This is a genomic window from Skermanella aerolata KACC 11604 (genome assembly GCF_000936425.1).
Classification (GTDB): domain Bacteria; phylum Pseudomonadota; class Alphaproteobacteria; order Azospirillales; family Azospirillaceae; genus Skermanella; species Skermanella aerolata.
This window is the reverse complement of record NZ_AVFK01000028.1, coordinates 67,906-91,951: the sequence shown is the minus strand read 5'-3', so window position 1 is coordinate 91,951 and position 24,046 is coordinate 67,906. Positions and strand designations below refer to the sequence as shown.

Here is a 24,046-nt window from a genome sequence, read left to right as displayed (position 1 = left end):
ATGCTGACACGCAGGGATTTTCTTGCCGCCGCCGCCGCCGGGCTGGTCGTCGCGGGCACAGGCGGCGTAGCGTCGGCGCAGTCCGCATATCCGGCCAAGCCGATCCGCCTCATCGTGCCCTATCCGCCGGGCGGTTCGACCGATATCGCCGCCAGGGTCGTGGGAGAGCAGATTTCCCAATCGCTCGGCCAGCGGTTCGTCGTCGATAACCGGCCGGGTGCCGGCGGGAACATCGGCATGCAGCTTGCGGCCACCTCCGACCCGGACGGCTACACCGTCGTCGTCGGCACCACCGCCCACGCGATCAACATGACGCTGTTCAAGGACCTGTCCTACGACACGGTGAAGGACTTCGAGCCGATCGCCCTGCTGACCGAAGTCCCCCTGATGCTGGTCGTAAACCCGTCCGTCAAGGCGCAGACGGTCGAGGAACTGATAGCGCTGGCCAAGCAGGAACCGGGGAGCCTGGATGTCGCCAGTTCCGGCAACGGCCAGTCGACCCATCTTGCCGCCGAACTGTTCAACGCCATGGCCGGCGTCAAGATGACCCATGTTCCTTATAAGGGCAGCGCCCCCGCCATCACCGATGTCGTGGCTGGACATGTACAGCTGATGTTCGACACCGTCATGTCGGCACTGCCCCATGTTCAGGCGGGTAAGCTGCGTGCGCTCGCCGTCACCAGCGCCAAGCGGGCTCCGGTCGTCCCGGACGTCCCGACCATCGCCGAAGCGGCCCTGCCCGGTTACGAGGCGATAGCCTGGAACGGCCTGTTCGCCCCCAAGGGCACGCCGCGCGCCATCGTCGATCAACTCAATGCCGAGACCGTCAAGGCCGTCCAGTCGGACAAGGTGAAGGAGCAATTCGCCAGCATGGGCGCTACGGCGCGACCGACCACGCCCGACGAGTTCGGAAGCTATGTCCGGAACGAGGTTACCAAGTGGGCGAAGGTCGTGAACGAATCCGGTGCCAGGATCGAGTGATCGTTCCGGAAGCTGTTTGCAGACGGGCCGCTTCGCAACGGCGGCACCGGCGCGGGGATGAAGTCTTGCGCGAACCGACAGCTGACATGGTGAAAAACGAGTTCGATCCTTCCCGGCGAAACGAGGGACCCGTTGCTCGATAAGTCATATGCGGCCTAAGACTAAAATCCCCCGCAGTGTCAGGAAGAATACTTCCTGGCACTGATGCCCATCAAATTGGCGCAAAGGAAACCCTCATGGTTATTGTATGACTTTCAGATGAATACGTGACGAAGCTAGGAATGTTCTCGCCTTAAAGGAAGATTTTAGCTCCATAATCTAAGTTGTTGATTTATATAACATTTTCAGCCATCTGTTTGATCGGCCCTGCGGCTGGAAGATGCCATGAAATCTTCTCCCAGGGCTTTTCAAAACATATATCTATTTTCTAGCTGTCATTCCAAGTAAAGAGTTATTAATTTATTGAAGACAAAACATCTTAGGTCTCAGGTGTATTTGGTTTTTAGGTAGCATCATGTTCGTTGCAGATGTCCGTGAACAATCCCCGTCCTTGTTCGATGATGCCGAGGATACCTCCCCTTCGATGCGATGCGGAGCAATCCCCGAAGGACCGCCAGCGCCTGTCCGGGGAGCCATGGACAGACCATCCCCATACCGGGACATTTCGGCTTGGGCCACTTTGACAGGCTCCATCATGGGGCTCGATGTCGGCAATGATCGCGTCGAGTTCATCTGGGCGAGCGACGTCGGGGCTCGACAAAAAGCGGATGCCACGCCGCCTGCCGCCCAGGACTACCGCCGTCATTCCTATCATGCCAGCTGTCACTGGATTCAGGTAGATGCCGGTGCGAAACGGTGCGATCCCCTGGGACAAGGCGAAGAATCGATCCTCGACGCGCTGGTGCGCGGGAATCCTCTGGAAAGTGTCCTCGAAGACATTTGCCGTCTGGTCGATGTCTCGATCGTGAGGGGCCGCTGTTCGGTTCTGCTTGTCGGCCATGACAGCGGTCCTCTGCGGTGTGCGGCCCGCCCTGGTCTGCCTGCCGGGTACGGGATGGCAACCGGTGAGATCCCTTTCGACCCATCGGCCGAAGCTTGGCGCTCCGACGCCGTCGGGAAAGAAGCACCGACCGTTGCCGACATCTTCTCCGATCCTGCATGGGGTGCGTTCCGCGAGTTTGCGCTTTCCCAAGGCATCAGGACATGCTGGTCGTTTCCCCTGCTGGCCGATGACGTTGTCCATGGCATCCTCGCCATCCACCATGAAGAGAAGCGGCGTCCGGATGAGAGGGAAATCGCCGTCGCCCGGCGGCTGGCGAGACTGGCGGCCGTTGCCGTCTTGCGGCGGCCGGCTGATGAGCCTCTCCGACGGAATGCGGAGCGGCATGCCCTGGCGGCGCAGGGGGCCGATATCGGCATCTGGGACTGGGACATCGAACGAGACACGCTGTACTGGTCGCCGCTTCTGAAAACCATGGCCGGATTGAGCCCGGAAGACGAGCCGGTTCCAGGCACGACGTTCAACGACCTCCTGCATTCCGAAGACCGGGAGCGGGTCGAGGAAGTGCTCGAGCGACATCTGGCCGAGCGTCAACCGTTCGATACCGACTGTCGTCTCCGGCTGCCGGACGGCGGCCACCGCTGGGTCCGGATCAAGGCCCAGGCGACGTGGAACGCGGATGGGCAGCCGGTCCGCCTTGCGGGATGCCTCTACGACATCACCGACCAGAGACGGGCCGAGGACAAGCTGCGAGCCGCATGGGATGCAGCGGAAACGGCGAGCCGGGCGAAGTCGCTGTTCCTCGCCGCCGTTTGCCAGGAACTGCAAACCCCCCTCGACACGATCCTCGGCATGGAGGAGATCTTAAAGGATGCCGTTCCCAATCTACCGGGTACACGCAGGCAGGAGAGTAGCGCCACCGTGTTCCGCAGCGGCCAGCAGCTTCTCGGACTGATCGACAGCATCCTCGATATGGCCAGACTTGAAGCCGAGCAGGTGGAGTTTCACGAGGAAACGGTCGCCTTGGCCGCGGTTCTCGATGAAGCCATCCAGTCCGTCCGCTTATCGCAGCGGGAGCCACGGCACCGGTTGACGCTTGACCTTCCAAGCCCGCTGCCTGTCCTGTCAGCCGATCGGCGAAGCTTGAAGCAGGTGCTGATCAACGTTCTGAGTGACGCCGTCAAATCCACGTCGAACAATGGCCGCGTCGCCGTAAGGGTCGGCAGGATCGGCGAGGACCTTGAAATCGTGGTTGAGGATGATGGCACCGGACGTATCCATGACGTCGCCCCCAGTGTCCTGCACCCGCTCTATCGTATCGAAGACATCATGGCCCGGAGGCGGCAGGACATTACCCTCGGATTGTTCGTCGCGAAAGTTCTGGTCGAGCGGCATGGCGGGACCATCCAGGTAGAGAGCAAGCCGGACCGGGGCAAGATCGTCTACATCAAGCTACCGGCCGAGCGCTTGCCGGGCGGCATGGTGAGGCAGGTCGATGGACCAAGGGCTTGGCGCCATATCGCCAGGCATGTGATCTGACGACAGGCGCCGATCCTCCGGCTTCGGCTTCGACGCGACGGCTGCGGCGACGCCGCCGACGACACAATGATGAACATATAGGCCCATCAGACCTTGTCTAACCGTGCCGTGTGCATTGATGGAGAGGGATTTGACGGGTAGTGCTACGATGGACGGGAATGTCGCCTCGACGGGGTCGATGCGTGCGGTGGTTGTGGCCGCCGCCGGACAAATCCAGGTGAAGGAATCAGAGCTTCCCCATCCCGGCACCGGTCAGGTGCGCGTACGGCTGGAGGGATGCGGCGTGTGCGCTTCCAACTTGACGCCGTGGTCCGGACCGGACTGGATGCAGTTCCCCACCGAACCGGGCGCCCTCGGACACGAAGGATGGGGCGTGGTGGACGCGGTCGGGGACGGGGTCGAAGGCATATCGGTCGGCGACCGGGTTGCGGCTCTCTCGTACAAGAGCTACGCCGAGTACGATCTGGCCGATGCGGACGCAGTGGTCGTCCTGCCGGACAGCCTCGCGGGGCAGCCATTCCCCGGCGAGCCTCTCGGCTGCGCCATGAACATCTTCCGCCGAAGCGAAATCGAACCGGGGCAGACGGTCGGCATCGTCGGCATCGGCTTCCTCGGCGCTATCCTCACCCGGCTGGCCACCGACGCCGGCGCGCGGGTCATCGCGATCTCGCGCCGCCCCTTCTCGCTGGACGTGGCCCGCGCCATGGGGGCCGCCGAGACCGTCCTGATGGACGACCATAACAGGATTATCGAGCGAGTGAAGGAGTTGACCGGCGGCGTCTTCTGCGACCGCGTGATCGAGGCGGTGGGCAAGCAGTGGCCGCTCGACCTCGCTGCCGAGCTGACCCGCGAGCGCGGCCGGCTGATCGTCGCCGGGTACCACCAGGATGGACCGCGCCAAGTCAACATGTGGCTCTGGAACTGGCGCGGCCTAGACGTGATCAATGCGCACGAGCGTGACCGCGAGGTCTACATGCGGGGTATCCGCGAAGCCGTGGCGGCGGTGGCATCAGGGCGTCTCGACCCAAGATCCCTTTATACCCACAGCTTTCCCCTGGACCGGCTGGACGACGCGCTCGATGCGACCCGCGACCGGCCGGATGGGTTCCTCAAAGCTCTGGTTACCATGCGATGACGCGGATCATGCCTGAAATTCCGCCTGTCAGTCACACGGCCCGCCCGCGCCTTGGCTTCCTGGGCGTGGGGTGGATCGGCCGTCATCGCATGAACGCGATCCTGAAGACGGACAAGGTCGACATCGTCGCGATAGCCGATCCGTCGCTGGAAACGGCAGCGGAGGCCGGGCGGTCGGCGCCGGATGCTAAGCTCGTTTCCACGCTGGACGAACTTCTGGACATGGAACTGGATGGGGTGGTGATCGCGACGCCCAGCGCACTGCACGCGGAGCAGTCCATACGGGCGCTGGAGCGCGGCGCCGCGGTCTTCTGCCAGAAGCCGTTGGGACGAACGGCGGAGGAAGTGAAAGCCGTCGTGGCTGCGGCGCGGCGGGCGGACCGCCTCCTCGGTGTCGACCTTTCATACCGCTTCACGGAGGGGATGCGCCGTATTCGCGAGGTGGTGCGCTCCGGGGAACTGGGGCATATCTACGCGGTGGATCTTACCTTCCATAACGCCTACGGGCCGGACAAGCCTTGGTTCTACGATCCGGTGCTCTCTGGCGGCGGGTGCGTCATGGACCTGGGGGTGCATCTGGTGGACCTTGCCCTGTGGACATTGGATTATCCGCTGGTCTCCGATGTCTCCGGAAAGCTGTTCGCGGGCGGTGAGCCGCTCGGTGGGCGTGCGGACCGGGTGGAGGATTATGCGGTTGCCACGGCGGACCTGGCGACCGGAACCACGATGCGGCTCGCCTGTTCATGGCGCCTGCAGGCGGGCTGCGACGCCATGATCTCCGCCACGTTCTACGGGACGGACGGCGGCGTGGCGCTCCGCAACGTCGACGGCTCCTTCTACGATTTCATCGCGGAACGGTACCGCAGCACCGCCCGCGAAACTCTTGCGACCCCTCCCGACGACTGGGGTGGGCGTGCTGCGGCGGACTGGGCGGAGCGTCTGGCCGCGGGGGAACGTTTCGACCCGGAGGCGGAGCGGCTGGTCGATGTAGCCTGCGTCCTGGACCGGATTTATCAGCGGTAGGGTCCTTCGGCCGCGAAGCCGGTGCGGCTTCGCGGCGGTCGGATGCGGAACGATAGAGGGTGTGGCGGCATCTTGCCCGGGGACTGGCGCTATGCTTGAGCTGAGGGATTTTGCCCTGAAGATCGCGGCCACGCTTCAGGCCGTGAAAGAGCCCGATCCCTTGCGCCTGGAGCTTTGGAACCACACGCCGGCAACCGCGGCTTACCTGATAGCCGCGGTGATCGAGGAGTGCGGCGATGCGGACATCGCGCTGGCGAAGGTGAGGATCGATCCCTACGTGGCGGTCGCCATGGACAATCCCGCCACCGGGGCCCGCCGGTCATACGGGAACGTCACGATAGAGGCCGATGCCGCCCTGTTTCAGCGCGTGGAGTTCCACCGCTCGGCAGGCTGTTCGTAGGCGTCCGGCCCCGCTCTCACCGATTGCCGGGCGGCGTCCATATGGGCATCGAGGCATCGTCACGGTAACTTGGATCGGACGTGCGACGACGCTGGTGAATGGGGCCATGAGCGGACAGGAACTGCTGGGCTGCGGATCTGTTGGCTATCTACGATAACCGCAGGCATACCCTGCCGCCCTCCGGCGCGGCTGACGCCTAGCAATGCTTGCAAGGGTTTGAATCCTGAGATGCTTCTGATGGCAACAGCAGGTGCGCTTGATGTCAAGCGCACCCACGAAGCATAATCAGCTGCGCCCGCGTGCCCGGATCATGAAGGTCTCGTAGCTGTATTCTGCTATCTGCTGCCACAGATACTGATCGTTGCGGAAAGCCGACATGTGTTCATGAAGGCGTTTAAACAGCGGATTTTGGGAGCTGATCTCCGCGTACATCTCGTTCGCGGCCTTGTAGCAGGCTTCCATTACGTCGGGAGGAAAGGCACGCAGTTGCGTGCCGGCAGCGACGAGGCGGCGAATGGCGGCCGGGTTGACCTGATCGTACTTGGCGATCGTCATGGTGTTCGCCTGATGCGCCGCTGCGGTTATCAGGGCGTGGTCGAGAGGGGTGAGTTCATCCCATTTCTGCTTGTTGATGAACAGGAAGATAGCCGATGCTCCTTCCCACCACCCCGGATAATAATAGTACGGTGCTACCTTGCTGAACCCGAGGCGTTCGTCGTCATACGGCCCAACCCACTCGGCTGCATCGATCGTGCCGCGCTCCAGCGCCGGGTAGATGTCGCCGGCCGGAATTTGCTGCGGCACGGCACCGAGCTTGGCGATGACCTGACCGGCGAGCCCTCCGATCCGCATTTTCAGACCTTGCAGGTCTGCGACGGATTTGATTTCCTTGCGGAACCAGCCCGCCATCTGCGCATTCGTGTTGCCGATCGGAATCCCGACCACATTGTACTGGCTGAACAGCTCGTTGAGGAGTTCCAAGCCGCCGGCCTGGAAGAACCAGGAGTTCTGCTGGCGCGTGGAAAGGCCGAACGGCACGGAGGCGCCGAAGGCGAAAGAAGGGTCCTTGCCGATATAGTAGAAGGGCGCCGTGTCGCAGCACTCCACCGTCCCGTTCTGAACCGCGTCGAGCGCCTGGAAACCGCCGACGATCTCTCCGGCGGCGAAGTGCTGGATCTGGATGCGCCCCTGCGAGATTTCGCCCAGGACCTTGATGAAGGTGTTGCCTGCGCCATAAACTGCATCCAGGGACGCGGGATAGCTGGACGTCATGCGCCAGCGATGCTCCGCGCCTGGGGACTGCGCTATCTGACTCTGCGCCAGCACGGGACTACCGGCCATCACGGCGGCCAAGCCGCCTGTCATCATATCACGGCGTTTCATCATGAGGATTCTCCCCTTCCGGGCATTTCTGGTTTGCGGCCGGCTGCCCATCACCGGGCCGCATTGGATGTCAAAAGGACATCGTCACATTAACTCGAAATGCGAATGGATCGCATAATAACTTGCCCTTGCAGGATCTTTCTACGCAGCGATAGGCGGTTTTGTGGCATAACGTGCGCATGAAAATTTCAGGTGCGGGTGCCGGCGGAAGTTAATGCAACAGTGCCGTATAGCTCCGCCTGGGCGAAATACGGCGATGCCTTGCGCAGAATCTCGTTTGCCTGACGCTGCTCCCGGTCGTCGCTTGTCGGACCGGCCCGCTTGCCCTGGTCGCGCTCGGCCTGTCGGACCCAGCCCCGCAAGGTCTCCGCAGGAGATCCGTCGTATTACCCGGCGTCTGATCCAGCGTCGCATCGAACCAGCTTTCGTTGTCGCCCAGTCCGTCTGGCGCCGATGTCATCAGGCCATGGGCCAGAAATCATACTTCAAACGGAAATCGCAACTGTGATGCTATTCTTATTACAAACTATGGTGAATTAAAAATTCGGCATATCGATATCTGCGCGTATCGTCTCATGTGATGCAATTTTTTAAAGAGCAGCATCATAAAAACTCTATAAGTGCGGATCAATTTCGATGAGCGATCGGCGTACTGCCTTCAAGTTATAAGTCTGTTGAGTTTGACGACTATCATGTGTAAATATGTTACTGTATATTCCAAAATAATCAGTTAGAAAATACGCCTTCAACAGCAAAGTGAAAATGCATTATAATATGATAATCCTTCGTGGTATCTTCTCAGTCATAACCAAGGAGATGTGAGATGACAATAGCAATCCTATATGAGCACGCAAACTTCGAAGGTGACTTCTTCGTTCTGAGGTCAGATGAAATGAGTTTAGCGGACGAGGGCTGGGACAACAAAGTTTCATCAATGATTGTAATCGGGGGAGATCTGAATGCATACAAAAATGCCGATTATACAGGAGAAACAAAGTATTTTTCAGAAGGAAAACACTACTGGGTAGGCAGTTTATGGGATAATGAGATTTCATCGGTGGATCTCTGGGGGTAGCAAACAGCATTAGATAACGTTTTCATATTACAAAACAGCATAATGAAGGTTGTTAAAGTAAAAATACACTAAATGAAGAATAATAAGATCGATCTCATAGGCGATCATCCTACCCATAAACAGGGCAATCTACTGTCACAAGGTGCTTTTACAAATGTCAGACATTCGCGAGTTGAGGATCCGCAAGGCTGCGGATGGTACCTTAGCGTCAGACACCGGACACATGGTGGCGCAAGTCTGCCGACTTTACGACGCAACCCTTGATCGCATACCGGATCCAAGTGGTCTGAAACACTGGGTGAATGTAATTGAAAGCAAAAGCCTTAGCCTCGAGCAGGCTATTGACGGCTTTACCTCGTCACAGGAGTTTCAGAACAAGTACGGAAGACAGGACAGTGCTGATTGGGTGCAAATGCTTTATGAAAATGTGCTAGGTCGACAGCCAGATGAGGGTGGTTACCAGAACTGGCTGGACGCGGTAGACAAAGGCATGAGCCGTTCCGATGCGATGATGGGTTTCTATGAGGCGACCGAGTACGTCGAACTAGCACGGCTGGCGCAAACAACGTCCGATGGTGATGATGGGATTTGGCTGAATTAAACGTGAAGCGACCGCTAAATGCCGCGCAGGTTTTACGGTGTATCACTGCGCTGCGGGTGGCTGTACTACTTAAATATTCTCGAAATAATGCTGAATATTTGGCTCCGACCTGTCTGATCACTCAGTTGTTTTGTCGAAAATGGACCCAGATCAAGCAATGCTGATCGAGCATCTGAACGGGCTTTTTCTTTTGGCTCGCTCGACCTGACAGGCTTCCTCAGGGAAGTATGCCGACATAGCACGAACATTTCAACTTAGTGGTGTGTTCGGCAAATAGACTGAGATTGTCGTGCTTGCATGCTGGACTCTGGATCGGCTGGTGGGCTACCTGTCCGACCACGGCATCGCCATGCGGCGCGGCCTTGGACGCACCCTTACGATCGCCGCACCACGGCCAAATGGGTTGACTTCCTCGGCGAGGTCGAGGCCCGGATCGATCCCACCGTCGAGCGGATTTATGCCGTGGTAGACAATCTCAGCACTCACCGCGCGCCCGGCGTGCTGCTGTTCAGCCTGCTCCATCCGCACTGGGAGTTCGTCTTCCAGCCCAAATATGCAGCCTATCTCAACCTGATCGAACCGTGGTGGAAGGTGCTCCGCTCCTTTGCCTTGACCCGTAGGGCAGCGAAGCAAAAGGCCGCCGGATCGAAACCTGGGCCGAGATCGAGCAGGCCGTTGAACGTGCCACCACCTACTGGAATGAGCACAAGCATCCTTTCATCTGGGGACGCCGGCGGCGCCTCCGCCAAGCCCGCCGTCTAGGTGTCGCCTCTCTCCCAGTAATCTCATTGATTTAGCGGATGCACCACTTAGTGGCCGGCTTCGTCAGAATACATAGGCGAAACGCCACCGTTGCCATGACAATGCCCGACTCAGGCTTCACCCTGCGCCTCGATCACCTACATAGGTTTTGTGGACGAGGAGGCGTACGCGCCATCCATGACGAGAGGAGACATCGGAATGAACTCTGCCCCGCAGACACGCCGGACCTTGCTCATGGCAGGAGGTTCCGCCGCTGGAGTGGTGCTTGCGACTGGCGTCTCGGCCCTTTTCGCGCCTGCTCGCGCGCAGGGCCTCGCGCCGACGCCGACGATGCAGGGCGGCGCTAACAACTACCTGCCCGGTGCCTCCGTCGTGGAGCGCATCGGCCGTGGCGGTTTTTGGATGACGGGTACGGTGCGGCGTGCGGGCGACGGTGCCCCACTCCAGGGCGTGCGCATCCAGATCTGGGCGCATACGACCGAGGGGCACGAGCGCGACCCGGAAAGCCATGGGGCAACCCTGACAGATGCCGACGGCGTGTTCCGGATGGAAATGCCGCAGATTGTACCGGCTTTCGGCCAGCCCCACGGACATCTCGCCTATGACGCGGACTTCGACGACAAACGGTTCGAGACTGTCTTTCTGCGCCCGGTGATGCGCAGCGCACGCGAGACGAACCTGAGCGCGCACTTCGTCCTGCGGCCGGCGTGACCCGCTTGCCTTCCTTTCGCGCGATCTTCATCTGGGCTGCCCTCGGGGCCGCCCTCGTCCTGCCGATCGCAGTGGCGGTGACGAGTCCGCTGCTTGCATGGCGCCAGCCAGTCTACATCGTGGCCGGCCTCGCGGGGGTGGTCGCGCTCGCACTTCTCCTCCTGCAACCTTTGCTGGCGGCGGGATACCTGCCGGGCCTGCGTGCTAGACACGGGCGCCGAGCGCACGCCTTGATCGGGAGCGGGCTCGCGGCGGCGGTCGGCATCCATGTCGCGGGCCTGTGGCTGACGAGTCCGCCGGACGTGATCGACGCCCTCCTCTTCCGCTCGCCGACGCCTTTCTCCGCCTGGGGCGTGATCGCGATGTGGGCGGTGTTCGCCGCCGCACTCCTGGCCGCGCTGCGACGGCGGTTGCGCATTAGGCAGAGGGTTTGGCGTCTGATCCACACGACGCTTGCGATGGTCGTCGTCCTTGGCAGTGTCATCCACGCGTTGTTGATCGAGGGGACGATGGGGACGTTGTCGAAAGCCGCGCTTTGCGTCTTGGTGGTGGCGGCCGTCGTCAAGGCAATCTTCGATACGCGGTCCCAAATCCTGCCGGCGCGCCGAAAGGCTTGAGCGGGCACCTGACCTTGCCCCGCCAGATAACGTGTTGCGTGGAGGGGGAAGAGGCAAAAGAGTCCCCATTCCCGCTGTTGATCAGGCAATGCGGATGGAGTTCGAGCATCCAAGGTGCATGCCAGATCAGCAATCTCCAACACCCTTGGTTCGTGCTTGATCAGGACAGACGAAATAAATTATGACTATCGGTAGTCATTTGGAGATGCACTATGAAGCAGATTCAGCTCAAGGACGCCAAAGCGACGCTTTCCGCCGTGGTCGATCGGGCCGTGGCCGGCGAGCCGACCGTCATTACCCGCCACGGCCGTAAGGAAGCCGTGCTCGTTTCTTTTGAAGAATGGGAGCGGGTTTCCAAAGTTCCGAGCTTTGCCGATCTGCTGCTGGCTTTCCCCGGCGACGCGGAAGACATTCCCGAACGGTTGCGGAAGCCTGCCCGTACGTTGACTGAAGACAGCCTCTGACCGTGTATCTCCTGGACACGAACATCATATCGGCCGATGCGCCGACCAAGCGCCAGGTCGGCGTGGAGGCCTTCGCGGCTTGGATGCGTGCGTATAGCGACCGGCTCTATCTTTCGACGATCACTATTGCCGAGATCGAGGCGGGCATCGCCCGCGCCGTCAGACTCGCCGCAACGGCCAAGGCGGAGAAGCTGCGCCGCTGGCTTGGCGCCGTCGAGCATTTCTATGCCGGACGCATCCTGCCGTTCGATATCGAAGAAGCACGTCACGCCGGCTTGATTCTCGACCGTGCGCGCGCCCATGATCCCGGTTTCGAGGACATCGCCATTGCCGCCACGGCCGCCACGCACGGACTGACCGTTCTGACGGCCAATGAGCGCCATTTTGAACCACTGGGCATTGCCTTCGTCAATCCCTTGAAACAACTGCCCTCCACGCAATGACTTGGCCGGCATTGCTGTTAGGCCAAGACAATGGAGTGCCACAAAATGCGCGACCTGTTCCGGCCAACTAGGGTTATGACCGTAACGGCTGATTCCCGCCAGCAATGGCGAGTTATCGTTGGGCCGTGGCCCAACAACGGCCCGCATGTGAACGGGAATCATTCGTTTGGATCAGAACACTAGCCGGTGCCGATTCACAACTCGGAACACCATGCGATTAAAGACTATGTCCAGAGTCACCTGACCGGAATGACCGAAGCGTTGACCCGACTGATCTGCCGTCGATGAAGTTGGACACCGGATTGTCCATATGGAAGAACCGATGGGAAATCCGAAGAACAACCCGAAGCTGCCGACGGACTCTAGCGAGAAGGCTGGACCGACGGTTATTCAGCGCTGGAGCGCCACTCGCAAACGCGAGGTGGTCCTCCGGCTGTTGCGCGGCGAGTCCCTCGATGCGATCTCGCGCGAGATCGGCGTCGAGGTCTACCGGCTGGAGCGCTGGCGTGACAGGGCGCTGGCGGCAATGGATGCTGGCCTGAAGGAGCGTAGCGACGATGATCCTCTCCAGGCTGGTCTCGACGCCGCCCACAAGCGGGTCGGCGAACTGAGCATGGAGAATGAACTGCTGCGCGCCAGGATCGGACGCCTAGAGACCGGCACGCCTTTTCCTCGGGCGAGGTCGCGCAGATGAGCGCGGCGATCTCGCCTTCGACCCACCGGCCCTACGGCGTGCAGCGGGTCTGCCGCATCTGGGCTGTGCCGCGCTCGACCTTCTACCGGGCAAGTCGCCCGACCGACTGCGCTCCCGCCAAGCCACGAGGACCCAAGCCGCCGGTCGATGACGCCAGTCTGCTCGCTGTCATTCGGGCAGACCTCGCCGCCTCGCCATTTTCCGGCGAGGGGCATCGCAAGGTTTGGGCCCGCCTGCACTATGGCCTGGGTCTGCCGGTCGGTCGCAACCGCGTCCTGCGCCTGATGCGTGATAATCAGCTGCTCTCGCCGTTCCGGCGGCCGCCACGCCCGGCCAACGATCATGACGGCACCATCCTGACCGAGGCTCCGGACGTGCTGTGGGGAACCGACGCCACCCTGGTGCAGACGGCCGAGAAGGGCCGGGTCTGGGTGTTCGCCGCCATCGACCACTTCAACTCCGAGGTCGTCGGGCATCATGTTTCGACCGACGGCTCGCGCTTCTCGGCGCTCGAGCCGATCAGTCAGGCGGTGACATCCCGGTTCGGCGGGATTGCGGCCGATGCCGCCCGCGGCGTGTCGCTGCGCCTGGACAGCGGGCCGCAGTATACGTCCCACCACTTCTCTCGCCAGATCAGCCACTGGGGCATGGCGCTGAGCTACGCCTTCCCGCACCAGCCACAATGCAATGGCGTCATCGAGCGGTTCTTTCGAACCCTCAAGGAGCAGGCGATCTGGGGCCAGACCTTCCGCACCGCCGCCGAGGTCCAGGCAGCGGTCAGCAACTTCGTCGCCCGCTACAACGCTGCCTGGCGACTGGAGCGGCTGGGCTATCTCAGCCCCCTCGACTACCGCGCCCGTCATCTTCAGCAGGAAAGCCTTGCCGCATGATCCATCCCGATGTTCGATTACGGGCTGACCATCCCGCCGTCCCGACCTGCCACTCGGCAGGCCGCCGCGCGCAGAACCGGTCAAGCAGGGCCGCAGGCCCCCGCGATAGCGGCTTGTGCTTGACCGGGCCGAGCACGGTGGCATTCTTCCCTCAGGTCGCAAGCCCACAACCCAAACCAGCCACACCGTAACCCTTCTCCGGTGTCCAACTTATTGGGGGCGGTACAAGCGTTGACCCGACATGGTCGATGAAAGCGTGGATGTCGCACTTCGGATTGCGCCGTTGCCCCAGTCGACCTTGATCGCGCTGCTCATCGGTGAGGTTCGGCGTCTGCTGTGCGCCTCTCCGGATTATGGCAAGAATGAATAGTTCATGCCTTTGCTTCCAACCGGGTATCGTGATTTTCCATCTTGACCCGGATGCGGTGGCGGCGTCATGCCCACATGTTTTTTCCGCCGAATCCCACTACCCAGGTATTGCCTTGCCCAGGATCGAGTTCAATGCGCCGGTGACGGTATGCTACGCGCTGGCGGCTTTAGCAGCGACAATCTTGCCGGTGCAGGGAAAACTGGCGATCCACGGACCGATCCGGCTGCTGGATGGCGACTTCCTCCTGTCGCTGTGCACCTGGACACTGGCCCATGGCGGCATGACCCACCTGCTGTCCAACTTCGTGGTGATCCTGCTGGCGGGGCCACTTCTGGAGGACCGTTTCGGGTCATTGCGGATGCTCGGCGTGCTGATCACGGCATCGGTGCTGGTCGGCTTGGCGCACTGCGTCCTTGATCCCGGCGGCGGTCTCATCGGCGCCAGCGGCACCGTGTTCTGCCTGATCATGCTGACCGCCATGCTGGCCGGACGGTCGGGCACGATCCCGCTCACGATGCTGCTGGTAGCGGCACTCTACCTCGGCCGCGAATTGATGGGGTTGTTCGCTAACGACGGCGTATCCCAATCCGCCCATATCCTCGGCGGGCTCCTTGGCATCGTGCTGGGCTTGGTCATGCGTGGCGGCTCTTCCGCCCGCTACCCTGCATCTCCTCGCTCCTGAACCTCGTCCAAATGCGAAACCGCTCATCGGTTGAGATGTCAGCGGACAGACCCTCGCCCTGGTCTTGCTGGATCAAGAGCTTCAAACCGCAGGAAAAATAACCAATTCGATAATGCCGGAGCGATGACAATCGCATTGACTCTCATTCCAATATTGAGAATGTTGACACATGTATCGTTCTCGGTTTGAGATTTTCAGTGGATTTATCGGATCTCCATATCTTCCGCACCGTCGCGACGGAGTGCAGCGTAACGCGCGCCTCGCAGACCCTGGCGCGTGTGCCGTCGAACGTGACGACGCGGGTCCAGCGGCTCGAACAGGATCTCGGCGTACCGCTCTTCAGCCGGGACGGCAAAAGAATGACCCTGACACGCGAGGGCTTGGCTTTTTTGCCCTATGCCAGTCGCATTCTGGATCTGGTGGCGGAGGCGCGGCAGGTGGTCAACCCCACCGAACCGTCCGGCCTTTTCCGCGTCGGAACGATGGAGAGCACCGCGGCCAGCCGCTTGCCTGATCTGCTGGCGCGGTTCCATGCTCTCTGGCCATCCGTGTCCCTTCAATTGACCTTGGGTGCAACGCGTGATCTAACGCAGGGCGTGCTTGCCCATAGGCTCGATTGCGCCCTGATCGCACGGCCGATGAAAGGACTGGGCGACGAGGAAGCCGGCTTCGACCCCGATCAGTTGCAAACGGAACACGTCTTCGTCGAGAACCTCCTGATCGTTCTTCCGCCTGATCATCCGGAAATATTGAGCCCTGCTGATCTCCGTGTCGACACCCTCGCGGCTCTGGAGCCCGGCTGCACCTATCGGCGCATCGCAGAGAAATGGGCACGCGGGGGAAAGCCCGTGCGAACGCTGGAGCTCAATTCCTATCATGCCGTCCTCGCCAGCGTCGCGACGGGAAACTCGATCGGCGTCATGCCTCAATCGGTACTCGACCTGATGCAGCGGCCAGACGGCACCAAAACTTATCAGCTTGGTCCAGTCGATACTTTGCTGGTGCGGCGCAAGGATAGCCGCTCACCGATCTTCAACGCGTTTCTCGACGTTCTTACCAAACGTCACAGTCGTGGAAGCGTCGCCGAACGCGATTCGTAGACCTCGCCAAGCACCTGCAGCAGTACCGGGGCCGCCTTGCGCCGCCTCGCCCAGCTTTCGGCCCGCCTCAATGAAAAAAACGACGAACCCGCATCCGGGCTCAAAGCCCCCTAGCCGTTCCCGCCTGTTCATGCCCATCCTTGCCGGTGCGACGCTGCGGGAGCGGATCATCGGCTGCCTGGGAGCGTTGATCGGCATCACCCTCACCGGTCTGATTTGCAGCCGTCTTCCAGGCAACAGTTCGTATTGGCCCTTGATTGTCGCGCCGATCGGAGCCTCGGCCGTACTCCTGTTCGCTGTCCCCGCCAGTCCGCTTGCCCAACCCTGGCCGATCATCGGCGGCAACACGATTTCTGCGCTGGTCGGTGTAGCCGTGGCTCATGCGGTTCAGGATCCGGTCCTGGCGCTCGGAGCGGGCGTCGCCCTGGCCATCGCCGCGATGTCGGCCACCCGCTGCCTGCACCCGCCGGGCGGTGCCGCCGCTTTGACCGCCATTCTGGGCGGTCCGGTCGTTACCACGTCGGGCTTCCTGTTTCCTTTCATACCGGTGGCGCTCAATTCACTCATCCTGGTGGCCCTCGGGATTCTCTTCCACAAGTTCTCCAGGCGCAGCTATCCGCATGTTCCGGCACCGGCGCCAGCAAACACGCATCATACGCTCGATCAGCCGCCACAAAGGCGTGTCGGCTTCCGCAGCGAGGATGTCGACGCGGCATTGGAAGCGCTGGACGAGACGTTCGACATTGATCGTGACGATCTCGATCGCCTGCTGCGGCAGGTCGAGTTGCAGGCCATGGTCCGGTCGCATGGCGTTCTCAGGTGCCGGGACATCATGTCCCAGGATGTCGTCAGGATCAGCCTCGATGAATCCGCCATCGCGGCGCGCACCCTGTTGCTGGCCCACAACATCAGGACTTTGCCGGTCGTGGACGAAGAAAATACCCTGGTCGGGACCGTCGGCCTCCGCGAACTGGCGACCGCGGCGGATCGGATCGCCCGCCTTCTCTCAAGTGCGGCGACGGCATCGCCGGACGACCCCGCCCTGAAGTTGATTCCCGTCCTGACCGGCGGCCATGCTCACGCCGTGATCATCGTCGACGAACGGCACTGCATCCTGGGCCTTATCACACAAGCGGACCTGCTGGCGGCAACGGCACGGACGCTGGCCGAGAATTCACTTTTCGAGGCGGATTCGGACAATGAGCACGTCAAAACGGAGATTGCCGGCATGCTTGGCCCGTGAGGATCGAACTATACCCTTCGTAACAGGGCTATTCAATGCAGCAGGATCCTGTCATCCATGCAACGGCATAGCAGTCGACGGCATTAAAAAGCCTGAGCCGCTGTTCGCAGATGTTTTGGACGATGACGATCCCGGACCGCTCGCTGGAACCGCTGCCTTCTCCACCGGTTGGATGTCGCGTGTCGAACGTAGCAGAGCTGGTCCGACCGTCCTTCCAACTGTCGGCTGCTGATCTCGCCCGTTTCAGAATCTTGTAACCAGGAGTAAAGCCATGAGTATTCGCTGCCGTTGCCTGCTTGTACGAGAGGGTAACAAGCCTGTCTGGAGCGACAAAGACCTGAGACTCGATCCGAGCATCGGGGAATTGATCCAGTTCGAGGAGGGCGGTGCGCTCTCTACGTTCCGTGTCGGCGAGGTGATGCACACGCCCGGCTTGGAGGGCGTCGATTTCGCCCTGGTGCTGACGGAGCAGCCTGGCACACGGGGCCGGCCGTTCCGCGAATTGTTCGAGGAGTGGGCGGCTACGGGCTCGACGCGTTAACGGGCCCGTTTCAGGTGAACGCCGCATGGCTCGACCCCATCAAGGTTCGAGGATGTGGCCGAACAGGTTCCACCACTATAGCTATGTCAGGTTTCGCGCCAGCTTGCCGTCGGGCGGGTGATTGGGGGTAGAGGTGCGCCTCCGATCAGGGGAAATCACCAGTGCCGGGTCTGCGGGCGGACTCTTCCGCTGCGTCCTTGATGAAGTGCGCGGCTTCCTCCCACCAGCTACCCATTGTGATGAGCACGTGCCCGTCGGCGGGCCACGTGTACGTGCTCATCACGATGGATCAATCTGGCCTCTCGGCCCCGACGCTTGCGCACCTTGTCATCGACTCAGCCATTGCCGTCCAGCAGATCGACCGCGCGGGCATAAACGTCGTCATCGACCTTGCAGCCGATCCAGCTCTCGCCGCGCGGCGGCTGGGGGCAATGACTGGCGCCCACTTCCTGGGTCACGACGGCGTCGATAAGCGCCCTCACGCGATCCGGGTGTTTGATCTCTCCATTGGGACCGAACAGGTCGAGGTCGTCGCTCGGAGCGAGACCGACGGCGCGCGCCGCACGCGTCGCGGTGACCGGGGCATTCGTCTGGTTCTCGACGCAGCCGCCACCATCCCGCCGCTCGGCGGGCGGCAGGGAGGGAGCGCCCGAACAGTCACCGGATGGCGAGTAGCGCCGAAGGATCTCCGCCGCCGATTTCGCGTTGTGGCGATCGTGATAGACCCGCATCAGTTCGATGAAGCTGCTGATCGAGTAGGCCGGATCGTCGAACCGGGCGAAGCCGTGCCGATTGGCGCCGGTCTGCCCAGGCCATTCACCGGTGATGTTTGGACCCTTGATGGCGACCCAGTTGTTGTTGCGGAGGGCGAAGGGAGCATTGTCCGGCTCGTATGTCACGGGTCCGAATGCATTCCCGCCCTGCCGGGCAAGCAAGCCCCTGGCGGTTTGTTCTTCAGCGGTTCGTTCATCGGCGGATCGTTGCTGCGCTCCCGGCATTGCAGCGTCCTGCTGGGCCAGGGCAGCGCTGGCAGAAAAAAGCGTCAGGGCCATCACCGCCGCGCAAGTAGCCTTGTTTGGTGAGTATGCCATGTGATTTCCTTCAGCGGAGCGAAGACAAGAATGCGGTTTCTTCGGCGATCACGAACCCAACAGGAGGTGCAGTGTGTCAGTTCCCCGATGGGGCGCCAGCGGCCGAATGCGCTGCTGGTTCTGACTTTCCTTGCGATCCTTACCGCTGGAGCGCCCAGCCCGCGCGCGGCGGACTGTCCAGCCGGCAGCAACGACTACAAGACCTACCAAGGAGATCTCGCATTCGAGCGCTTTAGCCACCAGAGCCTTGGAGCCAACGTCTGTTATCCGATCCGGGTGTTTCCCGTCATGAACCCGACGGCGGGCGGCTTCCGTTTCACCTCCGACGACGGCCTGTCGTGGTTTTCGGTATCGAGCGCTGCGCTGAGCCAGGAAACCTCGATCCGCGACGTGATGGATCGCGCCAAGCGAAACCTGCTGGCCAAGGCGGCGTCGATCACGTACGAGCGCTCGAAGGAAAACTGGTTCGTGCTGAGCGGCCATGACGGCGACCGCATCTACTACCAGCGCACGGCGATCAGCAGCGCCTCGTCCGAGGCCAGCACCCTGTTCATCGATATTCCGACCGAGCAGAAGCCCTTCTACCAGGACATCATCGCGCGCATGTCCTGGTCGTTCCGTCCGCGGTGACCGGCTGTGCGGATCAGTTCCGGGTACCGACCTTCTCGATTTCCTCATAGGTCCGGGCCACCAGATCCTCGCCGATGGTCTTCGTATGCTTGTCGATTACAGGCTGGAGCTGCTCCTTCATTCGAGCCGTTTCCTGTGCATCGATCTCGTTGATCTGCATTCCCTTGGCCCTGAGTTCATCGACGATCTTCGCGTTGGTCTCCCGCGTCAGGCCGCGCTGGTAGGCACGCGCCTCGACGCAGGATTCCGTGAGAATGCCCTGTTCATCCGGTGACAGCCCATCCCAGAACTTCTTGCCGATCATCACGACGTAGGGGGCGTAGGAGTGCCTGGTAACGCTCAGGTACTTTTGAACTTCGTCGAACTTGCTGGCATGGATGATACCAAAGGGATTTTCCTGCGCGTCCACGGCCTTCATTTCCAGAGCCGTGAAGAGTTCGGTGAAGGACATCGGAACGGCATTGGCGCCCAGGGTATTGAAAGAGTCTATGTACACGGGGCTCGTCATCGTCCGGATCTTCAGTCCTTGGAGGTCCTCGGCCTTGGTGATCGGGTGCTTGCTGTTGGTCACATGCCGGAAACCGTTTTCCCAGAAGCACAGACCGACGAGATTGCTGCCCTTCAGCTTGTCGAGCAGTTCCCGCCCGACGGGGCCGTCCAGGACCGTATCGGCCTCTTTTTCATTCGCGAACAGAAACGGCAGGTCGAACAGGGCGAATTCCTTGACGTTCGAGACGACCGCCGCCGACGACGGGATGACCATCTGCTGGACGCCACCGATGGTCGCCGAGATCATCTGCGTTTCGGAGCCGAGCATGGTTGCCGGGTAGCCCTTCACCTTGATCTTGCCACCGCTCTTGTCGCTGACGAGCTGCGCGAACCGGTTCACGCCCTGCCCCAAGGGATGCTCTTCGGGAATACCGTAGCCGAGCTTGATCGAGCGTTCCTTGATGTCGGCTGCGTTTCCGGCATTCGACGTCAGGAGCATTGCCGGAATGCTCAAGCCTAGCAGCAGGCCTTTGATGGACATATTCATGGTGTTATCCTCCCGTATATTTCTTCTGTTATTGCGGCCGGTTTGAAAACCTAACCTTGCTTCAAGGACCGCCCAAGGGTCAGATGTTCGTGGATCTGTCGGCCCATGCGCCCGTGCGCACCGCGTCGTCCTTCGCCTCCGACCATCCGCTTTCCCAAGCGATGTGCATCGGCGTGTCGCGGGAATACGGATTGTCATTGATGTCCAGCCCGTCGTTGAAGGCGGCGATGCCCCGGTCGAACTCCGCTATCCGGGGGTCGTCGCCAGGAGGGCTCTCGTCGCCGACCGTCTTCATCGGGTGGCCGGCTCTCGCCTCGACGAAGGCGCGGAACTCCGGGTATTCCATTAGAACGCTGTCGTCGATCCCTCCGGGATGATCGCTCAGGGCTTGCATGCCGCGCGGTGTGATGGCCAGCCGGCCATCATCGAGAGGCGCCAGCAGAACCGCCTGGACGAGATGTTCTTGCACGTCCGACAAGTGGGTCCGGAACTCCTCGTCGGAGACCGGAGGCGACTCACCCACGGATTTCAGGTTCTGCTTCAGCCTCTTGATCGCGTCTTCAAGCGAAGCCGGTCCCTGGGCTGCCACCTTCAGCAAGGTCAGCATCAAGTCGGCTTTATGAAGCAGCGGATAATCGGTGAGTTCCATCGTTTCGGCCCTGCCCTGTGTCGGCTTTCCAACCTCGGTCACGGCCGGGAAGTTCCCGAACGCATCCGTACGTCGTTCCGGTCCGGAACTCAGGGAATCCGGCGCACCGAGCGCTATTCCGGCATTCTGCGCCGTCGCCGGGCCGGCTTTTCCGCCATCCGCAGCTGCTCGACAAGTATGTTCTTCAGGGCCAGCGCGACACGCCCCGTCCGCAAACAGACGGTCAGTCCCGATAGCCGGGATCAAGGCGATCGAGTTTCCGCAGCAGCGCCGGCCACATACGCGTTCCCTTGGGCGTGGCGCCGGCCTCGAACTGGGTGGCGGCGTGGGCCACCAGCGGTTCGGGCGGAATCGCCAGTTCGGCGCCGGTCTGCATCGCCGCGACCTGGATGCGGCAGCTCATCTCCAGGTAATACATGTGGTAGAAGGCCTCGGCCACCGAGCGGCCGACCGTCAGCAAGCCATGGTTCGCCAGGATCATCGCGGGCTTGCCGCCAAGATCGCGGGCGAGGCGGTCGCGCTCCGACAAGTCGAGCGCGATGCCCTCGTAGGCGTGGTAGGCGACGTCGTCGTAAAACTCCATGCTCATCTGGTTGAGCATCAGGAGCGGGCTCTTGAGGGCGGCGACCGTCATCCCGGCCAGGGTGTGGGTGTGCATGACGCAGAGCGCGTCGGACCTGGACATGTGGATCGCGGAGTGGATGGTGAAGCCCGCCGGGTTGACCCGCTGGCTGCGGTCTTCCGCCAGACCGGGCTCGGCCCCGGGCTTGGCGAGGTGGCCGTCCAGATCGACCGTGACGAGGTCGCTTGCCCGGATCTCGTCAAAGGTCATGCCGTAGGGGTTGATCAGGAAACGATGCCCCTCCCCCGGCAGCCGAACTGACGTGTGGGTGTAGATCAGGTCGTCCATGCCGTAGTGGGCCAGCAGCCGGTAGGCGGCCGCCAAGTCGATCCGCAGTTGCCGTTCGTCCGCTTCGTGCATCATGTCGGTGCCATTTCCGATGTTGGGGACTGATTGGTCCGTTGCCGCCCGGCGATGTAGAGGGACGCGATCTCCCGCATCCGGTCGCCGCCGAACTCGCCGCGGTGGCCGCCGTGGACGACGCGGACCGGCAGGTCGATCAGGCGGCGCATGGTCTCCACATAATCCCGTATGTCAGAACCTGGCAAGTCATCGATCAGGATGCCGTCGTAGATGACGTCACCGGCGAACAGCGTTCCCGTGCCCTGTTCCCATAAAGCGATGCCGCCGGGCGAGTGTCCGGGCAAGTGGAGCACCTGGAACCGGCGGTCGCCGATGTCCACCTCGTCACCCTCCCCCACCAGCCGCGTCGGTTCGACCCCTTCGGAGCGGCAGGCGGCGATATCGAAGCCGGGCCATGGGACCGCGTCCACCAGCAGGCCGCCGGTGTCGAACCCGGCCTCGGCCAAGCCGCGCAGGGTATCGGGGTCGAACTGGTCGAAGGTCAGGCTGCCCACCGCGGCGGTGGTCCGAAGCGTTTCGGCTTCCGCCGGGTGGACCAGGATCTCGGCGTCGCGGAATTCCGGATGGCCACCCCGGTGATCGACATGGGCGTGGGTGGTGAACAGGACGAGCGGCTTGTCGATCAGGGGAGCGATGGCGTCGCGCAGCCGGCCGACGCCCATGCCGCTGTCGATCAGGAGATCGCGCGCGGAGCCCTTGACCAGATGGCAGTTGGCCCGGACCAGCCGGTGGCAATGGGGCTCGGTGATCCGGTGGACGCCGGGTTCGACCTCCTCGATCGTGAACCAGGGATCGGCCACCGGCGGCGTTCCGGTCATCGCGGTTTCCTTCATTGGGAATGATGTCGAACGGGCGTCAGCCCGCGATGGCGTCGATCCACTTGTTGAGCGCGTCGTCGTAGTGGTCGGCGTACCACAGCTCGTCGCGGATCACCTGCTTGGCGAGGTTTTCCGGATAGCCGGGGTCGATCCGGCGCTGCTCTGCGGTCAGGAGCGCCGACGCCGCCGGATTGGACGGCGAATTGCCCAGCTTGTCCAGCAGCACGATCTGGCGTTCCGGGATCAGGGTCGAGGCGATGAACTTCTGGACCTTGGCGCCGGCCGGGTTGCCCTTGGGAACGACCCAGGCGCCCGGACAGTAGTTGGCCCCTTCCCAGATCCACTTGACCCTGCCGCCGGTGTCGCGTTCCAGCACGCTGGAGCGCGTGCTGTAGATGCAACCCATCACGATCTCCCCGTCCAGGAACATCTGCTGGGTCTCCGACCCGCTGTCCCAGAAAATCAGGTGGTCCTTGATGGTCCGCATCTTGGCGATGGCCCGGTCCATGTCGAGCGGATAGAGGTTCTCCGGCGCCACGCCGTCGGCCAGGAGGGCGCCCTCGGCGGCTCCCATCATGTATTTCCACAGGGTGCGCTTGCCGGGATACTTCTCGACGTCATAGAAGTCGGCCCAGCCGGTGGGAGTTCTGCCGCCCATCTTGCCGGCGTCGTAGGCGATCACGAAGCTGAAGCCGTAATTGGCGATGCCGTGCTCCCAGGCCCAGCCCTCGCGGATCATCGACTTGTCGACGACGGAATAGTCGATCGGCTCCAGGTAGCCCTTGCGTCCGAGATCGATGGCGATGAAGCCGTCGGCATCGCAGACGTCCCAGATGACGTTGCGCTCATCGACCTGAGCCCGGATCTTGCCCGGCAGCGGAGCGCCGCCGACGATGCTGACCGGCGTGCCGCTGTCCCGGGTAAAGGGGGCGCCCCAGGCATCCGCCATGAAGGTGGCGGCGTCGCCGCCGAAGTTGGAGACGACGATCTCGTTGGCTTGGGCCAGCGCGTCGCCGGCGCCAAGGCCGGCCCCTGCCAGCGGCACGGACAAGCCCAGGGCGCCGGCGAGCTTGAGAAAATCGCGGCGCTCGATGCGCCCCGCCTTGAGGTCGTCCAATCCGATCTGGAGCCTGTCCAGCTTGAAGGCCTTGAGTGACATGGGGCCGGTCTCCTTGTGGTGAGCG

26 protein-coding genes and 1 pseudogene are annotated in these 24,046 nt (G+C 61.8%); 19 read left to right on the top strand and 8 right to left on the bottom strand.

From position 1 onward, the window contains the following. The 5 genes from N826_RS26825 (at position 1) to N826_RS26805 (ending at position 6,077) form a co-directional block, all read left to right on the top strand. Complete coding sequence (locus N826_RS26825) at positions 1-981, top strand: tripartite tricarboxylate transporter substrate binding protein (protein ID WP_147040667.1); 981 nt, start codon at positions 1-3, stop codon at positions 979-981. Positions 982-1,675: 694 nt separating this feature from the next. Next, positions 1,676-3,520: a sensor histidine kinase gene (locus N826_RS26820; protein WP_044433799.1), complete on the top strand. Its 1,845-nt coding sequence runs from the start codon at positions 1,676-1,678 to the stop codon at positions 3,518-3,520. Positions 3,521-3,650: 130 nt separating this feature from the next. Further along, positions 3,651-4,655: an MDR/zinc-dependent alcohol dehydrogenase-like family protein gene (locus N826_RS26815; protein WP_244619590.1), complete on the top strand. Its 1,005-nt coding sequence runs from the start codon at positions 3,651-3,653 to the stop codon at positions 4,653-4,655. 8 nt (positions 4,656-4,663) lie between these two features. Next, positions 4,664-5,677, top strand: coding sequence for a Gfo/Idh/MocA family protein (locus N826_RS26810; protein ID WP_147040669.1), 1,014 nt, complete (start codon positions 4,664-4,666; stop codon positions 5,675-5,677). 91 nt (positions 5,678-5,768) lie between these two features. Beyond that, positions 5,769-6,077 carry a hypothetical protein gene (locus N826_RS26805; RefSeq protein WP_044433794.1) on the top strand — a complete coding sequence of 103 codons (309 nt, stop codon included), beginning with the start codon at positions 5,769-5,771 and terminating at the stop codon, positions 6,075-6,077. Positions 6,078-6,362: 285 nt separating this feature from the next. Here the strand turns inward: N826_RS26805 and N826_RS26800 are convergent, their stop codons facing one another. Further along, positions 6,363-7,463 carry a TRAP transporter substrate-binding protein gene (locus N826_RS26800; protein WP_308518243.1) on the bottom strand — a complete coding sequence of 367 codons (1,101 nt, stop codon included), beginning with the start codon at positions 7,461-7,463 and terminating at the stop codon, positions 6,363-6,365. 242 nt (positions 7,464-7,705) lie between these two features. Further along, positions 7,706-7,840: pseudogene (locus tag N826_RS43390) on the bottom strand (IS3 family transposase); the annotation flags it as partial. 443 nt (positions 7,841-8,283) lie between these two features. On the opposite strand from N826_RS43390, the gene N826_RS42065 reads away from it, so the two are divergent. The 13 genes from N826_RS42065 to N826_RS26735 all read left to right on the top strand — a co-directional run bounded on the left by N826_RS42065 (position 8,284) and on the right by N826_RS26735 (position 17,653). Then, the gene (locus tag N826_RS42065) at positions 8,284-8,535 is read left to right on the top strand and encodes a beta/gamma crystallin-related protein (RefSeq protein WP_084721215.1); all 252 of its coding nucleotides are present in this window, start codon (positions 8,284-8,286) and stop codon (positions 8,533-8,535) included. A gap of 154 nt (positions 8,536-8,689) precedes the next feature. Further along, the gene (locus N826_RS26790) at positions 8,690-9,136 is read left to right on the top strand and encodes a DUF4214 domain-containing protein (RefSeq protein WP_044433793.1); all 447 of its coding nucleotides are present in this window, start codon (positions 8,690-8,692) and stop codon (positions 9,134-9,136) included. Positions 9,137-9,433: 297 nt separating this feature from the next. Further along, a complete protein-coding gene (locus N826_RS42060; protein ID WP_084721214.1) occupies positions 9,434-9,898 on the top strand; it encodes a transposase in 465 nt (154 codons plus the stop codon). Between the two features lie 198 nt (positions 9,899-10,096). Beyond that, positions 10,097-10,609: a peptidase associated/transthyretin-like domain-containing protein gene (locus tag N826_RS26780; protein ID WP_044433789.1), complete on the top strand. Its 513-nt coding sequence runs from the start codon at positions 10,097-10,099 to the stop codon at positions 10,607-10,609. Between the two features lie 5 nt (positions 10,610-10,614). Beyond that, positions 10,615-11,226 carry a ferric reductase-like transmembrane domain-containing protein gene (locus N826_RS26775; protein ID WP_147040671.1) on the top strand — a complete coding sequence of 204 codons (612 nt, stop codon included), beginning with the start codon at positions 10,615-10,617 and terminating at the stop codon, positions 11,224-11,226. Positions 11,227-11,438: 212 nt separating this feature from the next. Then, complete coding sequence (locus N826_RS26770) at positions 11,439-11,690, top strand: type II toxin-antitoxin system Phd/YefM family antitoxin (protein ID WP_044433786.1); 252 nt, start codon at positions 11,439-11,441, stop codon at positions 11,688-11,690. A 2-nt stretch (positions 11,691-11,692) separates the two neighbouring features. Continuing rightward, the gene (locus tag N826_RS26765; protein WP_044433785.1) at positions 11,693-12,133 is read left to right on the top strand and encodes a type II toxin-antitoxin system VapC family toxin; all 441 of its coding nucleotides are present in this window, start codon (positions 11,693-11,695) and stop codon (positions 12,131-12,133) included. A gap of 310 nt (positions 12,134-12,443) precedes the next feature. Next, positions 12,444-12,827 carry a helix-turn-helix domain-containing protein gene (locus N826_RS26760; protein ID WP_211099394.1) on the top strand — a complete coding sequence of 128 codons (384 nt, stop codon included), beginning with the start codon at positions 12,444-12,446 and terminating at the stop codon, positions 12,825-12,827. Further along, complete coding sequence (locus tag N826_RS26755; protein WP_044433784.1) at positions 12,824-13,717, top strand: IS3 family transposase; 894 nt, start codon at positions 12,824-12,826, stop codon at positions 13,715-13,717. Before N826_RS26760 ends, N826_RS26755 begins: the two co-directional genes overlap by 4 nt. 482 nt (positions 13,718-14,199) lie before the next feature. Beyond that, the gene (locus N826_RS26750; RefSeq protein ID WP_052832105.1) at positions 14,200-14,769 is read left to right on the top strand and encodes a rhomboid family intramembrane serine protease; all 570 of its coding nucleotides are present in this window, start codon (positions 14,200-14,202) and stop codon (positions 14,767-14,769) included. A gap of 197 nt (positions 14,770-14,966) precedes the next feature. Then, the gene (locus tag N826_RS26745; protein WP_044433783.1) at positions 14,967-15,869 is read left to right on the top strand and encodes a LysR family transcriptional regulator; all 903 of its coding nucleotides are present in this window, start codon (positions 14,967-14,969) and stop codon (positions 15,867-15,869) included. Positions 15,870-15,999: 130 nt separating this feature from the next. Then, positions 16,000-17,112: an HPP family protein gene (locus N826_RS26740; RefSeq protein ID WP_211099393.1), complete on the top strand. Its 1,113-nt coding sequence runs from the start codon at positions 16,000-16,002 to the stop codon at positions 17,110-17,112. Positions 17,113-17,383: 271 nt separating this feature from the next. Beyond that, positions 17,384-17,653 (top strand): hypothetical protein, encoded by a 270-nt coding sequence (locus N826_RS26735; RefSeq protein ID WP_044433781.1) that lies wholly within the window; start codon positions 17,384-17,386, stop codon positions 17,651-17,653. A gap of 335 nt (positions 17,654-17,988) precedes the next feature. Here the strand turns inward: N826_RS26735 and N826_RS26730 are convergent, their stop codons facing one another. Further along, complete coding sequence (locus N826_RS26730; protein WP_147040673.1) at positions 17,989-18,744, bottom strand: hypothetical protein; 756 nt, start codon at positions 18,742-18,744, stop codon at positions 17,989-17,991. An 87-nt stretch (positions 18,745-18,831) separates the two neighbouring features. Between N826_RS26730 and N826_RS26725 the strand changes: the two genes are divergently transcribed. Continuing rightward, positions 18,832-19,374 (top strand): hypothetical protein, encoded by a 543-nt coding sequence (locus N826_RS26725; protein ID WP_044433779.1) that lies wholly within the window; start codon positions 18,832-18,834, stop codon positions 19,372-19,374. Positions 19,375-19,387: 13 nt separating this feature from the next. Here N826_RS26725 and N826_RS26720 read toward each other — a convergent pair whose 3' ends face one another. The 5 genes from N826_RS26720 to N826_RS26700 all read right to left on the bottom strand — a co-directional run bounded on the left by N826_RS26720 (position 19,388) and on the right by N826_RS26700 (position 24,021). After that, entirely contained in the window at positions 19,388-20,410 is a 1,023-nt protein-coding gene (locus N826_RS26720; protein WP_044433778.1) for a TRAP transporter substrate-binding protein, read from the bottom strand. A gap of 79 nt (positions 20,411-20,489) precedes the next feature. Then, complete coding sequence (locus N826_RS40525; protein ID WP_147040675.1) at positions 20,490-21,101, bottom strand: hypothetical protein; 612 nt, start codon at positions 21,099-21,101, stop codon at positions 20,490-20,492. A 181-nt stretch (positions 21,102-21,282) separates the two neighbouring features. Beyond that, positions 21,283-22,044, bottom strand: a complete 762-nt coding sequence (locus N826_RS26710) for a class II aldolase/adducin family protein (RefSeq protein WP_044433777.1) — start codon at positions 22,042-22,044, stop codon at positions 21,283-21,285. Continuing rightward, positions 22,041-22,862: an MBL fold metallo-hydrolase gene (locus N826_RS26705; RefSeq protein ID WP_052832101.1), complete on the bottom strand. Its 822-nt coding sequence runs from the start codon at positions 22,860-22,862 to the stop codon at positions 22,041-22,043. The genes N826_RS26710 and N826_RS26705 overlap by 4 nt, the downstream gene beginning before the upstream one ends. Positions 22,863-22,899: 37 nt before the next feature. Continuing rightward, complete coding sequence (locus tag N826_RS26700) at positions 22,900-24,021, bottom strand: ABC transporter substrate-binding protein (RefSeq protein ID WP_044433775.1); 1,122 nt, start codon at positions 24,019-24,021, stop codon at positions 22,900-22,902. Positions 24,022-24,046: the final 25 nt, after the last annotated feature.

Excerpts from the sequence above, each read along its gene's own strand:
- N826_RS26790 (WP_044433793.1), top strand. The coding sequence starts at position 8,690 with ATGTCAGACATTCGCGAGTTGAGGATCCGCAAGGCTGCGGATGGTACC.
- N826_RS26755 (WP_044433784.1), top strand. The coding sequence starts at position 12,824 with ATGAGCGCGGCGATCTCGCCTTCGACCCACCGGCCCTACGGCGTGCAG.
- N826_RS26700 (WP_044433775.1), bottom strand. The coding sequence starts at position 24,021 with ATGTCACTCAAGGCCTTCAAGCTGGACAGGCTCCAGATCGGATTGGAC.
- N826_RS26720 (WP_044433778.1), bottom strand. The coding sequence starts at position 20,410 with ATGAATATGTCCATCAAAGGCCTGCTGCTAGGCTTGAGCATTCCGGCA.
- N826_RS26760 (WP_211099394.1), top strand. The coding sequence starts at position 12,444 with ATGGAAGAACCGATGGGAAATCCGAAGAACAACCCGAAGCTGCCGACG.
- N826_RS26710 (WP_044433777.1), bottom strand. The coding sequence starts at position 22,044 with ATGATGCACGAAGCGGACGAACGGCAACTGCGGATCGACTTGGCGGCC.
- N826_RS26730 (WP_147040673.1), bottom strand. The coding sequence starts at position 18,744 with ATGGCATACTCACCAAACAAGGCTACTTGCGCGGCGGTGATGGCCCTG.
- N826_RS26820 (WP_044433799.1), top strand. The coding sequence starts at position 1,676 with ATGGGGCTCGATGTCGGCAATGATCGCGTCGAGTTCATCTGGGCGAGC.
- N826_RS26770 (WP_044433786.1), top strand. The coding sequence starts at position 11,439 with ATGAAGCAGATTCAGCTCAAGGACGCCAAAGCGACGCTTTCCGCCGTG.
- N826_RS42065 (WP_084721215.1), top strand. The coding sequence starts at position 8,284 with ATGACAATAGCAATCCTATATGAGCACGCAAACTTCGAAGGTGACTTC.
- N826_RS26810 (WP_147040669.1), top strand. The coding sequence starts at position 4,664 with ATGCCTGAAATTCCGCCTGTCAGTCACACGGCCCGCCCGCGCCTTGGC.
- N826_RS26780 (WP_044433789.1), top strand. The coding sequence starts at position 10,097 with ATGAACTCTGCCCCGCAGACACGCCGGACCTTGCTCATGGCAGGAGGT.
- N826_RS26705 (WP_052832101.1), bottom strand. The coding sequence starts at position 22,862 with ATGACCGGAACGCCGCCGGTGGCCGATCCCTGGTTCACGATCGAGGAG.
- N826_RS26740 (WP_211099393.1), top strand. The coding sequence starts at position 16,000 with ATGCCCATCCTTGCCGGTGCGACGCTGCGGGAGCGGATCATCGGCTGC.
- N826_RS26805 (WP_044433794.1), top strand. The coding sequence starts at position 5,769 with ATGCTTGAGCTGAGGGATTTTGCCCTGAAGATCGCGGCCACGCTTCAG.
- N826_RS26735 (WP_044433781.1), top strand. The coding sequence starts at position 17,384 with ATGAGTATTCGCTGCCGTTGCCTGCTTGTACGAGAGGGTAACAAGCCT.
- N826_RS26825 (WP_147040667.1), top strand. The coding sequence starts at position 1 with ATGCTGACACGCAGGGATTTTCTTGCCGCCGCCGCCGCCGGGCTGGTC.
- N826_RS26725 (WP_044433779.1), top strand. The coding sequence starts at position 18,832 with ATGGGGCGCCAGCGGCCGAATGCGCTGCTGGTTCTGACTTTCCTTGCG.
- N826_RS42060 (WP_084721214.1), top strand. The coding sequence starts at position 9,434 with ATGCTGGACTCTGGATCGGCTGGTGGGCTACCTGTCCGACCACGGCAT.
- N826_RS26800 (WP_308518243.1), bottom strand. The coding sequence starts at position 7,463 with ATGATGAAACGCCGTGATATGATGACAGGCGGCTTGGCCGCCGTGATG.